Here is a 12,319-nt window from a genome sequence, read left to right as displayed (position 1 = left end):
CAGGGATGCCTAATCTAGAAGGTGGCCAGAAGAGAAACCCGGTTGCCCGGATGGCGCGCAAGGCGTCCGGCCAATTCAAGTTCCAGCAGCACCATGGCCACCACGGAGGGTGACAATTGGCACCGTCGGATGAGTTCGTCAACAGGCAGCGGTGCCCCGTTTAATGCCCCAAGAACTTTCGGGCGGGCGGAATCGACGGCCGAATCACTGATATCCGACGCGGGAGACGCGGTGTAAGTCATTGATTTCGGCTCACTCATCGGGCGCGAGAGATGGGGTTCCAATACACGGAGAACGTCATCGACGCCTTCGACCAAAGCAGCGCCTTCTTTTATGAGTTGGTTCGGTCCCTGAGCCCGGGGGTCCATGGGAGAGCCGGGAACGGCCATGACTTCCCGTCCCTGTTCCCCGGCCAGCTTTCCCGTGATCATGGAACCCGAGCGGATGGCTCCCTCGACGACGACAACCCCCAGGGACAGGCCGGAAATGATGCGGTTGCGGCGGGGAAAATGGCGCCCCTTGGGTTGCTCGCCCGGCGGCATTTCGGAGACGACGGCCCCGCTTTGGACGAGGCGGTTATAGAGGTCTTCATTCTCTGGCGGGAAGATGACGTCGACGCCTCCGGCCAGAACGGCGACGGTTCCCGAGTCTACCGATCCCCAATGGGCGGCCGTATCCAGTCCGCGCGCCAGACCGGAGACAACGACCAGCCCGGCCTTGCCCAGATCGCTGGCCAGCCGTTCGGCAAAGCGCTGGCCGTTGATGGAACAATTCCGGGAGCCGACCAGGGCAACCATGGGGCGTTTAAACAGACCCGGGTGACCGAGCAGAGAAAAGAGCGGCGGGGAGTCCTCAAGCGCCGCCAGCGGGGCGGGATAGTCGTCCTCCCCCTCGCAGATCAGCAGGGCGCCCAGTTTGTCCAGGGCCTCGATCTCCCGCTTGGCCGCAGCGGCGGGGCAGACCTTGATGGGACGCTTGCGCCCGCCCCGTTTAGCCAGCTCTGGCAGGGCTTCGAGCGCCTTGGCGGCAGAGCCATATCGGGCCATGAGCTTGCGCCAGGTGACCGGCCCCACGTTTTCTGAACGCAGCAGACGCAGGCGCTCCAACTTTTCCTGTCTGGAGGGCGGACGGGGTCCCGTGGGGCGGTCGAAGAGGTCCATGGGTTACCCCTTGGCCGAACCGGCTTCATAGATATCGATCACCCAGGGTTCCTCCTGGGCCAGCTTGTCCCATTCGGCCATGGCGGGGGTGGCCAGGATGGCCTCCACATAGGCTTGAGAGGCGGGGGTCAAGGGGGTGGCATAGGTGCGGAAGCGGGTGACAACGGGAGCGAACATGGCATCCACCGCATTGGGACGGTCGCCAAACAGGAAGGGGCCGTTCTGGCCGCTGACAGCCTTGCATCCCGCCCAAAGGGCTTCGATCCGCGCCACATTTTCCATGACTTCCGGCGTTTGGCCATGGCCAGGGATTCGCTGGCGCAGGTTCATCTGAAGGGTGGCGCGCAAGGCCTGGAAGCCCGCATGCATTTCCGAGGCGGCTGCGCGGGCATGGGCGCGAATCTTGGGGTCTGCAGGCCAGAGGGCCGCTTCGGGGAAGGTCTCGGCCAAGTATTCCAGGATGGCCAGGGATTCCCAGACAACGACGTCCCCGTGGATCAGGCAGGGCACCCGGGCCGAAGGGCTATGGAGGGCGATTTCCTCTTTGTAGCCCTCCTCGAAGAGGGGGATCACCTTTTCCTCGAAGGTGATCCCGGCTGCTTTCAGGGCGAACCAGGGACGCATGGACCAGGACGAATAATTACGGTTGCCGATAACGAGGGTCAGGGAAGCCATCTGTGGGATTGTCCTTGGTCTGTGGGGCCCTGGTCACGAGGGGGCGCAGGGTAGGGGAGCCCTCCATTCTAAATTGCATCGTGGTAGAGGGCAAGTCTGGCGGTCAGTGGCCCTGTAACCGGTCCACCATGGCTTTGACTGCGGAGATCTGGTCACCGGCCTTATACAAATAGGCATCGTCGTTGGCATAGCCCCACCAGTTCCAACACCCTTCGGGGTTGATCTCTGTCACCAGGATATCGTCTGTCAAGCTGATGCTCCGGGCCTGGGGGTAAAGGATCACCAATTTGTTCGTGTCCGCCCAGCGGTTATACCCCGTCAGTTCAGTGAATTTTTCATTGGCGGGCAGGACCTGATCGGACTGTTTGCAGCCGTGAAAGGCCACATGAAGGCGGCATGCCGCGTCTGCCGCTTCACAGGACTTCGGGACATAAATGAACCCCTTATCCCAAAGGGACACCTCCATGGGGGACTTGCCGCCGGGAATGAAAGGCGCCTGGGGGAAGGACGAAAGGGTGCCGGTTGGTGTCTGGGCCGGTGGGGCCAGGTCTTCCCCCAGGACCGTGGAGAGGATGGCGCCCGCCTGATCGTAGTCGCAGTCATTGATATAGGGCATTTTCTCGGTGTTGCAGGGATTGCCCACATTCAGGGTTATGAAGGAATGGCCGGCCTTCATGGTCTTGTCTTGGGGGGAGGGGAGGGACGTCAGAAGGGTCGTCTTTGCCCCGAAGGCATCAAGCACCGCCGCTGCGGTTTCCACGGTTTTGGTGCCCACAATGTGGTCTTCTCTCCCCGAGAAGAGGTAGACCCGGTCACCCTTCAGGTTCACGGGGTCGTCAATGTCACCCTGGGTGGCCGCCTCCTTGATCAGGTCGATGAAGCGCTGGGGTTTCTCCAGAAGGTTGGTTTTACCCATGCACTGGTCCAGAGCACGGGAGGCCGTTGCCATGACACCGTGGCCCATTGGCTCGGAGACGGCGCAGCCGTAGAGCCCTCCGGCGACCAAACCCGCACCCTCGACCAGGGCCGAATGGGCAACCTCGAATTGGTTGGCCATGAAGGAACCGGAAGAGATACCCGAGACAGTGATCGGCCCCGCAGCGATGCCGGGATGGGGAAGGTCTTGGGCATGGGTGGTACAGGCCAATAAGCCCGTGAAGATAGGGATAGATAGGATGATTGCACGCATTGTGTGTCTCCATTTTTTCGCTAACGGAATAAGTGTTCTCTAAAGCATATGTCGTAGGAGAGGGTGCATTTCCAGGGGGGCTTGCCGATCTTTTCGCAAGCGCCCTGCGGATTTCCGCAGAGCGGAGGGGTATGTTCTGCGGAAATTTGCGCAATGCGGGCGAAGAAATTTTCCTCAGAATAGAATAATGGAATGAAATCAATTGCCTCCCACGAGGTTTGCGAAAGGCGTACCCCTGGCATGTTCCCTGCACTATGCCCACCTGTCAGGGGCTCCGGAGCGGAAGCGGTTGAACGCGTCGGGGAACCAAGCCGTCACAAAAATCACAGGGAGGAGAGGCAATAATGTCTCGCGCACTTTTGAAAACCACTGTCCTGGCCACCTTGGCCTTTTTCGTGGCCGGAGAGGCCATGGCCGTTGAATGGAACGTTTCCCTGTGGGGCAAACGGCGCGCCTTCACCGAGAACACGGAAAAGCTGGCCGAACTCGTCAAGGAAAAGACCAATGGGGAGTTCACCCTGAACATCTCCTACGGCGGCCTGTCCAAGAATAAGGAAAACCTGGACGGCATTTCCTTTGGTGCCTTCGAGATGGCCCAGTTCTGCGCCGGATATCACCCGGACAAAAACCCCACGCTGACCGTGTTGGAGCTGCCGTTCCTGGGGGTGGATAGCCTGCGCCAGGAAACGGACTTGTCCATGGCTGTCTACGCCCAGCCTGCGGTGATCAAGGACATGGACCGCTGGAACGCGGTGCTTTTGATGCCCTCGCCCATGCCCCAGTACAATCTGGCCGGCGTTGGCGAGGCGCCCACCAATCTGAAGGGATTGGACGGACTGCGCGTCCGCGCCGTTGGCGGTATCGGTGAGGCTTTGAAGGCCCTGGGCGCGGTCCCCACCTCCATGACCGCGACCGATGTTTATAATGCCATGGAATCCGGCGTCATCGATGCGGCCGCTTTTGCCCCCCATGCCCATGTGGCCTTCCGTGTCACCGACATCGCCGATTGGTGGACCACCAACCTGAACCCGGGGACCGTGAATTGTCCCGTGGTCGCGAACAAGGACGCGCTGAACGCGCTGTCTCCGGAGCACCGCGAGGCCCTGCTGTCTTCCATTCCCGAGGCGCTCGACTATTACATTGAGAACTATAACAACAAGGCCCAGGCGGCCATGGATGCGAAGATCGCCGAACGGGGCATCAAGAAAGTGACCTTCGATAAGGAGGCCATCGCCGAGGCCAAGACGAAGATCGCCGAACCGGCAGCCGAAGCCTGGATCAAGGAGATGGAGGCCAAGGGCATTCCCGGGCAGGAACTCTATGACTTCGTGAAAGCCAAGATCGACGGGAACTGATCCCTTCGATCCTGTTCCCCGCCCTGGTGTCTTTCTATGCCAGGGCGGGGGCAGGATTTCACTTTGAACCGCCGTCCCTTCTTTCCGTTTTCGTCGGAGATCCGCCGTGTCCGGAACGTCCCCGATTCTCGAGGACCGGTCGATGCTGAGTCGCCTTGACCGGGCCTTGTTCAAATTCGAAAGTTTTCTCGCCCTGGTGGGGGGATCGCTGATCCTCGCCCTGATGCTTCTGGCGGTCGCCCAGATCCTGGGGCGGAAAATCTTCAACATGCCCGTCCTTGGCTTCATCGATCTGGTGGAGCAAGCCATGGCGGTTTTCGCCTTCCTGGGCATCGCCTATTGCCAGCGCCTGGGGGGCCATATCCGCATGGATATCGTCGTGAGTGCGTTGAAGGGGCGGGCCCTTTGGCTGGTGGAGATCATTGCGGTGGTCTTCATGCTGCTGTTGACCATGGCGTTGACGCTGGGGTCCTGGCTCCACTTCAAGCGGGCCTTCGATAACGGCGACAGCTCCATGGACATTGGCATCCCCCTCTGGCCAGCCAAGTTGATGGTGCCACTGGCCCTGTCCATTTTGTTCTTACGCCTGCTGATGCAGTTGTGGGGCTATAGTCGCGCCTTCATGGAAAACGCCGAACGCCCTGTGGCCGTGCCCTTGGTCGAAAGTGCGGCGGAACAGGCGGCCCATGAAGCCGAAGCCCTCCTTGGTGAGGAAGAAGAAACCGCTTCGGTAGGGGGGAAAAACTGATGGAAGCGCTTGATCTTGGCCTCTGGCTTTCGGGCCTTCTCATCGTCCTGGTGATCCTGGGCGTGCGTGTGGCCTTCGCTGCGGCAGGCGTGGGCTTCCTGGGTCTCTTTCTGTTTTTCGCCCAAAAGGCGGGGTGGGAAAAGGGCCTGATGATCGCCATTCAGATGGCGGGCACCATTCCCCATTCCAAGGCGACCAGCTATTCCCTCTCCCTGATTCCGGTCTTCGTGTTGATCGGGTATCTGGCCTATTACGCCGGACTGACCCAGGCCATTTTCGAGGCGGCCAAGCGCTGGCTCGGCTGGTTGCCCGGTGGTTTGGGGGTCGCCACGGTTTTTGCTACGGCGGGGTTCGCGGCTGTGTCCGGAGCCTCGGTGGCAACTGCGGCGGTGTTCGCGCGGGTTGCCATCCCGGAAATGCTGCGTGAGGGCTACGACCGACGCTTTGCTGCGGGCGTGGTGGCTGCGGGTGGAACGCTCGCTTCTTTGATCCCCCCTTCGGCGATCCTGGTCATCTACGCCATCATCGTCGAACAATCCGTGGGCGCTTTGTTGCTGGCCGGGTTCATCCCTGGTGCGGTTTCCGCCGTGATCTATGCCGCCTTGGTCATTTTGATGGCCACCTTCCGCAAGGATCTGGGGCCGCCGATCAAGGGGTTCACCTGGAAGCAACGCTTTGAGTCCATTCCTGGGGCTTTCCCCATCCTGTTCGTGGTCTTCATCATCATCTTCTGCATCTATGGCGGTTGGGGGACCCCCACGGAGGCCGGAGCTTTGGGTGCCTTCGTGGTGCTCTTGATGGCATTGAAGCACGGCATGAAGTGGCACGACCTGAAGGGCGCTCTGCTGGAATCGGCAAAGTTGACGGTGATGATCTTCACCATCATTTGGGGGGTGCTGATCTACGTGCGCTTCCTGGGCTTCGCCGACCTGCCCGGTGTCTTTGCCGAGTTCATCGCCGGTATTGATCAACCGCGTATCGTGACTCTGCTGTTGATCCTGTGCGCCTATGCCGTTTTGGGCATGTTCATGGACGCCATTGGGATGCTGCTCCTGACCCTGCCCGTGGTTTATCCGGCGGTTATGGCCCTGGGCTACGATCCCATCTGGTTCGGCATCATCGTGGTGAAAATGGCCGAGCTTTGCCTGATCACCCCGCCCATTGGTCTGAACTGCTTCGTGGTGGCGGGCGTGCGATCGGATATGTCGGTGCAGGACGTGTTCCGGGGGGTCTCGCCCTTTTTCGGCGCCGAGGTCGTGACGATTGCCGTTTTGATCGCCTTTCCGGACCTCGTGCTTTGGCTGCCTAATCTGATCTTGGGCTGAGGCCACGAACTTTGGGGGGCCTCGTGTCCCCCAAAGTCCCACTCCCTGTCTGCCCAAGACAGGGGGCGCTCCGATCAGGGCGAACGGAATTGTGTCACAGGCCAAAGCGCCAAACTGGTGATCCTGAAGGATGTGAGCCATTTCGCGATGCTTCAGGATCCAGAAGGGTACACGGCGGCGATCCGGGACTTTCTGGACGCTCCCTGACCGCGTGCTCATTGTACAGAGCCACGGTAGAGGGCCAGGGGTGTTTTCCCGTCACGGGGCTTTGCCCCGTCCCCCACTGGGGCCGAAAGGCCCCAGACCCCGGGCAATCGCTGGCCGAAAGGCCCAGACCCCAAGCAGTCTTTTGTAAAAGAAAAAATGGGGGGTTGGGGGCATTTGTCCTCAAATGGGTTTGGGCAATCGCCCAAAAAAGACGAGATACTGTCATGTATCGCGCTTCGTGACCAAACTTGGCCTCGAAGATACTCAAGAGCGGAATGAGGAAAACTGTGTGCGGTTTTCCGTTTCATTCCGCTCTAACTATATGATTTCATCGTGATCTAGGGGTTACCACGTGGGGGTAATGGCGCCCTTGAATTGTTCGTTGATGAAGGCCGCGACTTCGGGGCTGTGGTAGCTCTCGATGAAGGTCTTCACCCAGGGAGCGTCCTTATCCTCGCTTCGGGTGGCGATGACGCCGACGAAGGGGGCTTTGGTCCCTTCGCGGAACAGGGAATCGCTCACTGGGTTGAGGCCCGCATCCAGGGCGTAGTTGGTGTTGATCAGAGCCACGTCCACGTCCTGCAACGAGCGGGGCAGCTGGGCGGCGTCCAACTCCACGAACTTCAGGTCCTTGGGATTGTCTTCCACATCGGCCACGGTGGCGCGCACGCCAACGCCTTTGGTCAGGGTAATGAGCCCCTGGTCTTCCAGCATCAACAATGCCCGGGCGCCGTTGGAGGGGTCATTGGGCAGGGAGATGGTGGCGCCATCGGGGATTTCTTCCAGGGATTTGACCTTGTCCGAATAGCCCGCCATGGGGAAGTTCACGGACTTGGCAACACTGACGATATCGAACCCGCGGTCGGCCACTTGGGCGTCCAGATAGGGCTGGTGCTGGAAGGAATTGATATCCAGGTCGCCATCGGCCAAAGCCTGATTGGGCATCACGTAGTCGGTGAACTCGACGATCTCCATATCCAGGCCCTTGGTGGCGGCGACTTCGGCGGCCTTTTCGACAATCTGGGCGTGGGGGCCAGCGGTGACGCCAATCTTCTTGGTCTCCGCCTGAGCAATGCCGGTGGTCAGAAGGGCGGCCAGGGATGCCGCGATGAAGACAGACTTCATGGAAAACTCCAATAGGCTGAGAGGAAATAGGAGAGGATGGCAGGTGAGGCGAGAAGGGGGGGGAAGCGTTAGCTGCGCCGGTTGCGTTTGTCGAAGCGGCGGGCCAGGGCGTCACCTGCGCTTTGCACGGCCTGGACCAGAAGGATCAACGCAACCACGACCGCCAGCATGACCTCGGGCATGAACCTTTGGTACCCGTAGCGGATTCCCAGATCCCCCAGGCCCCCCCCACCGACGGCGCCGACCATGGCCGAATAGCCGATCAGGCTGACTATGGTCAGTGTCAAACCCAAGGTGAGGGAAGGTCGTGATTCCGCCAGCAGAACCTTGCGGACGATTTGGAAGGGAGTCGCCCCCATGGCCCGGGCGGCTTCCACCAAACCCTGGTCCACTTCGCGGATGGCCCCTTCCACCAGACGGGCGAAGAAGGGCACGGTGGCCACCGTCAGGGGCACAATGGCCGCCGCCGTGCCGATGGACGTGCCCGCCACCAGCCGGGTGAAGGGGATGATGGCGACCACCAGGATGATGAAGGGGGTCGACCGGGTGGCGTTGACGACCAACCCCACGACCTTGTTCAGGGTCGGAGCCTCGAACAGCTCGCCCCTTCCACTGGTCGCCAGGAAAACGCCGATGGGCAGGCCGATGGCGGTGCCGATCACGCCGGAGGTCACCACCATGATCATGGTTTGCCAGAGGCCGTCACCCAAGAGAAAGAGAAGTTTTTCAAGGGCCATAGCCAAGGACCTCCGCATGCAAACCGGTTTCCCGGTAGAATTGACTGGCGCGCTCCACCACCGTTGGATCAGCGGAGTGGGACACGACAATGGTGCCGCAAGGCTCGCCCGCGATTTCGTCGATGGTACCGGCGATGATGTTCACATCGGCACCGATGGCTGGACCCAGGCGGGAGACCAGGGGTTGGTTGGAGGTGGCCCCGAAGAAAACCAATCGGGTGATCACCCGGTCCCCGGGCCGTGGGCTGTCCGCCATGGTCCGCTGGACCCAATTGGGCAGGGCGCTGCCGCTCAGGCCGGAGAGCATGGTCCGGGTGGTGGGATGGCTTGGGGCCATGAAGATGTCAAAGGTCCGTCCCGCCTCGACGATCCGACCACCGTCGATGACCGCGACCTGGGATGTCACCTCCTTGACCACTTCCATCTCGTGGGTGATGAGCAGGACCGTCAGGCCCAGGTCCCGGTTGATGGTCTTGAGCAGGTCAAGGATCTGGGCCGTGGTTTCCGGATCCAGGGCCGAGGTGGCCTCGTCCGACAGCAGCAGCTTGGGACGGGTCGCCAAAGCCCGGGCGATGCCCACCCGCTGCTTCTGACCGCCGGACAGTTCGGCAGGGTAGTTGCCCGCCTTGTCCCCCAGGCCCACCAGATCCATCAAGGGGCGGACCCGCTTGGCGATCTCGGTCCTGTGCATGCCGGTGATTTCCAGGGGCATGGCGATGTTGTCATAGACCGAGCGGGAGGACAGCAGGTTGAAATGTTGGAAGATCATGCCCACCGACCCGCGCAGGGCGCGGAGATCGCTGCCGCTCAGGCTGGCGACATCGGTGTCGTCGACCAGAACGCGGCCCGTGGTGGGGCGTTCCAGTCCATTGACCAGACGGATCAGGGTGGACTTCCCCGCGCCGGATCGACCGATAATACCGGTAATGGCTTTGCGGGGGACGGTGTAGTCGATGGCGTCCAGGGCCTTGAAGGCCGGTTTTCCGGGCGTGGGCGCGAATTCTTTGGTAACACCCTCGAAGACGACCATGGGGCCGTCGGTGCCCTCTGGGGCAGGCGGCGTGTTCGAATGGGGGGTCATACGAGACTTTTCTGTTTGTGGCGATTTGCCGGGTGGACCGCCAAACTTCCTGTGCGGGTGAAGAGAGGAGAGCCAAAACCAAACTCTCCCCGGCGCGGGGAAGTCAACATGCCTAGCATTATACCTGAAACCAGACCATGCCCAATTATGGGGCCTTGGAATGCAAAAAATGCATAGGGCGATCCTGAAGAATGCATTTCTCGGAGGAGGTATTTCTTGCAGAGTTCCTGATATGATTGTCTGGGTTGGTCATAGACAGTCACCAAACGGGGGAGATCATTAAGCCCAATCACGGAAAGCCCCGGATGGCTGGCCCCCCTCGGATCCTGTTCGTTTTTTCGGGCATGGGGCCGCAATGGCCTGGCATGGGGCGCGTTCTATGGGAGAGGGAGACGGTATTCCGCCAGACGCTGGAGGAGATCGACGGTAGGCTTCAGCTGTTGGCGGGTTTCTCCCTGATTGACGCGATGATGGGTCCGGCAAACGAGGACGATGCGGATAAAGGGGCTGAAGGTGGGGCTGCAGTGGCGGGGGCGGCTTGGGACTGTCGCGTGGCCCAACCGGCCCAGCTTGCCCTGCAGGTTGGCCTCGTTCGCCTGCTGGCCAGCCAGGGGGTGGAGCCCGATATCTGCCTGGGCCATTCTGCGGGAGAAATCGCTTCGGCCTATTGCTCCGGACATCTCAGCTTGGACGACGCCCTTGCCGTTTGCTGGGCCCGGTCGGACTTGCAGAGCGCGCGGGCGGGAAATGGCGGGCTGCTGGCTGTCATGATGGACGCCGCGGAGGCACGGGCCTTCTGCGACCGGTTTCCCAAGCTCGAAGTTGCGGCTTTCAACGCGCGGCGGGCGATCAGCTTGGCGGGGTTGACCAAGGACTTGGTCGAGGCAGAGCGGGAATTGCGGCGAACCGGCGTGAAAGTTCGGCGTCTGGAGGGGGATATCGGCTATCACAGCGTCGATATGGATCCCCTGCTGGAGCCCCTCCGCGCGCGGCTCGTCGGCTTGACGCCGCTTGTGCCCTCCGTTCCCTTGGTCTCCAGTGTCACGGCCCGGCAGATTACCGGACAGGATCCGGATGTGATGGACGGTCCCTATTGGCAGAAGAACGTCCGCCTGCCTGTGCATTTCGCCGATGCCCTGGATACGGCCTTGGCTCTGGGAGGGACCCATTTTCTCGAGATCGGTGCAAAACCCGTGTTGCAAGGGGCCATGCGGGATAAGGCCCGCGAGCGGAAGCGGGACATCCCGATCCTCCCCACTCTGGAGGGGGAGAAGGATGCGCAAAAGGCGATCGAAAGGGTGCTGAGCTGGATCCGGAGGGGATGATACCAAGGGGTGGAGAGTTTGACGCTCCACAGCTTGTCTTTTTTGGGCGATAGCCCAAGCCCATTTTTTTAGCCTGGGGTCTGGGGCCTTTCGGCCCCAGTCTCGCCAAAGAGGGGGGGGGACGTGACGGGAAAACATCCCCTGTCGTGTACCGTGTTGTCCGGTCCACGCGAAACTCTAAAGAAAGGCCGTGCCCTCATCCAGGGGTGTGATGCCCAAGTGCTGCGCCACCGTCTGCCCCAAATCTGCGAAGGTTGCGCGGATGCCGATGGCCTTGGGACCGGGAAGGGCGGGGCCAAAGGCCAGCATGGGGACATGCTCCCGGGTGTGGTCGCTGCCCTGCCAGCGCGGATCGCAGCCGTGGTCTGCGGTCAAAAAGACCAGATCACCGGGTTGGAGGAGGGCCTCCAGCTCGGGCAGGCGACGGTCGAAGGCTTCCAGGGCGCTTGCGTACCCCAAGGGGTCGCGCCGATGGCCATAGAGGCTGTCGAAATCCACGAAGTTGGCAAAGATCAAACCACCGTCCCGGGTCTCTCGGGTTGCCTGGAGCGTCAGGTCGAACAGGGCCATGTCCCCGGTTGCCTTGAGACAGCGGGTCAGACCCCGGTGGGCGAAGATATCGGCGATCTTGCCAATGGACACGACCTCCCGCCCCGCCGCTTTCAGGTGGTCAAGGAGAGTAGGAGCCGGGGGCGGAACCGCGTAATCCCGGCGGTTTCCGGTCCGCTGGAAGGCGCCGTCTTCTCCGAGAAAAGGCCGGGCGATAACCCTGCCGATGCCCAACGGGTCCACCAGACAGCGGGCGATGGCGCAAACCGCATAGAGGCGGTCCAGGCCGAAATGCTCTTCGTGGGCGGCAATCTGGAAGACGGAATCCGCAGAGGTATAGACGATGGGTTTTCCCGTGCGGATATGCTCCTCGCCCAGCTCCTCCAGGATGGTCGTGCCGGAAGCATGCTTATCCCCAAGGATACCGGGCAATCCGGCCTCGGCCACCAGGGCGGCGACCAGCTCCGGCGGGAAGCAGGGCTGACTGTCGGGAAAATATCCCCAATCGAAACGGACAGGCACCCCCGCCAACTCCCAATGGCCGCTGGGAGTGTCCTTGCCCTTGGAAACCTCTTGCGCCGCGCCGTACAGGCCCCGGGGGGGACCGTCCTGCTCCAGACCCGGCGGGGTCCGGCCGCTGATCAACTGCGCCGCCTCTCCCAGGCCCAAGGCCGTGAGGAAGGGCAAGCGGAGGGGGCCAGCCGGGCTTGCGGCGCGGACTTCGGCGATGCTCCCCAGGGTGTTGGCGCCCCGGTCGCCGAAGCGGTCAGCGTCCGGAGTGGCGCCAATGCCGAAACTGTCCATGACGAGGACGACGGCCCTCCCCTTGGTTTTCTTGGCCAT

At 61.5% G+C, this 12,319-nt stretch carries 11 protein-coding genes; 4 read left to right on the top strand and 7 right to left on the bottom strand.

Annotated elements, in window-relative coordinates; all coding sequences use genetic code 11:
• Positions 1-14: 14 nt before the first annotated feature.
• From dprA to ACLIRY_RS13515, 3 genes are all read right to left on the bottom strand, one after another.
• On the bottom strand, positions 15-1,160 hold the full coding sequence (gene dprA / locus ACLIRY_RS13525; protein WP_413205928.1) for a DNA-processing protein DprA: 1,146 nt from the start codon (positions 1,158-1,160) through the stop codon (positions 15-17).
• A 3-nt stretch (positions 1,161-1,163) separates the two neighbouring features.
• Positions 1,164-1,835 carry a glutathione S-transferase family protein gene (locus ACLIRY_RS13520; protein ID WP_413205927.1) on the bottom strand — a complete coding sequence of 224 codons (672 nt, stop codon included), beginning with the start codon at positions 1,833-1,835 and terminating at the stop codon, positions 1,164-1,166.
• A 103-nt stretch (positions 1,836-1,938) separates the two neighbouring features.
• Complete coding sequence (locus ACLIRY_RS13515; RefSeq protein ID WP_413205926.1) at positions 1,939-3,024, bottom strand: depolymerase; 1,086 nt, start codon at positions 3,022-3,024, stop codon at positions 1,939-1,941.
• A gap of 344 nt (positions 3,025-3,368) precedes the next feature.
• Here ACLIRY_RS13515 and ACLIRY_RS13510 point away from each other — a divergent pair, with 344 nt between their 5' ends.
• The 3 genes from ACLIRY_RS13510 (at position 3,369) to ACLIRY_RS13500 (ending at position 6,452) form a co-directional block, all read left to right on the top strand.
• On the top strand, positions 3,369-4,379 hold the full coding sequence (locus tag ACLIRY_RS13510; RefSeq protein WP_413205925.1) for a C4-dicarboxylate TRAP transporter substrate-binding protein: 1,011 nt from the start codon (positions 3,369-3,371) through the stop codon (positions 4,377-4,379).
• A gap of 106 nt (positions 4,380-4,485) precedes the next feature.
• Positions 4,486-5,127, top strand: coding sequence for a TRAP transporter small permease subunit (locus ACLIRY_RS13505; protein ID WP_413205924.1), 642 nt, complete (start codon positions 4,486-4,488; stop codon positions 5,125-5,127).
• Entirely contained in the window at positions 5,127-6,452 is a 1,326-nt protein-coding gene (locus ACLIRY_RS13500) for a TRAP transporter large permease (RefSeq protein ID WP_413205923.1), read from the top strand. The genes ACLIRY_RS13505 and ACLIRY_RS13500 overlap by 1 nt, the downstream gene beginning before the upstream one ends.
• A 552-nt stretch (positions 6,453-7,004) precedes the next feature.
• Here ACLIRY_RS13500 and ACLIRY_RS13495 read toward each other — a convergent pair.
• From ACLIRY_RS13495 to ACLIRY_RS13485, 3 genes are all read right to left on the bottom strand, one after another.
• Complete coding sequence (locus tag ACLIRY_RS13495) at positions 7,005-7,784, bottom strand: MetQ/NlpA family ABC transporter substrate-binding protein (RefSeq protein ID WP_413205922.1); 780 nt, start codon at positions 7,782-7,784, stop codon at positions 7,005-7,007.
• A gap of 68 nt (positions 7,785-7,852) precedes the next feature.
• The gene (locus ACLIRY_RS13490) at positions 7,853-8,521 is read right to left on the bottom strand and encodes a methionine ABC transporter permease (RefSeq protein ID WP_413205921.1); all 669 of its coding nucleotides are present in this window, start codon (positions 8,519-8,521) and stop codon (positions 7,853-7,855) included.
• Positions 8,511-9,551 carry a methionine ABC transporter ATP-binding protein gene (locus ACLIRY_RS13485; RefSeq protein ID WP_413206097.1) on the bottom strand — a complete coding sequence of 347 codons (1,041 nt, stop codon included), beginning with the start codon at positions 9,549-9,551 and terminating at the stop codon, positions 8,511-8,513. The genes ACLIRY_RS13490 and ACLIRY_RS13485 overlap by 11 nt, the downstream gene beginning before the upstream one ends.
• A 356-nt stretch (positions 9,552-9,907) precedes the next feature.
• Here ACLIRY_RS13485 and ACLIRY_RS13480 point away from each other — a divergent pair, with 356 nt between their 5' ends.
• Positions 9,908-10,927, top strand: coding sequence for an acyltransferase domain-containing protein (locus ACLIRY_RS13480; RefSeq protein WP_413205920.1), 1,020 nt, complete (start codon positions 9,908-9,910; stop codon positions 10,925-10,927).
• A gap of 177 nt (positions 10,928-11,104) precedes the next feature.
• On the opposite strand, the gene ACLIRY_RS13475 is transcribed toward ACLIRY_RS13480, so the two are convergent.
• Positions 11,105-12,319, bottom strand: coding sequence for a phosphopentomutase (locus ACLIRY_RS13475; RefSeq protein WP_413205919.1), 1,215 nt, complete (start codon positions 12,317-12,319; stop codon positions 11,105-11,107).

Origin of the sequence: Rhodospirillum sp. A1_3_36 (assembly GCF_047263945.1) — a bacterium.
GTDB lineage: Bacteria > Pseudomonadota > Alphaproteobacteria > Rhodospirillales > Rhodospirillaceae > Rhodospirillum.
The sequence above is the reverse complement of the archived record's forward strand: the minus strand, read 5'-3'. Positions and strand labels throughout refer to the sequence as shown.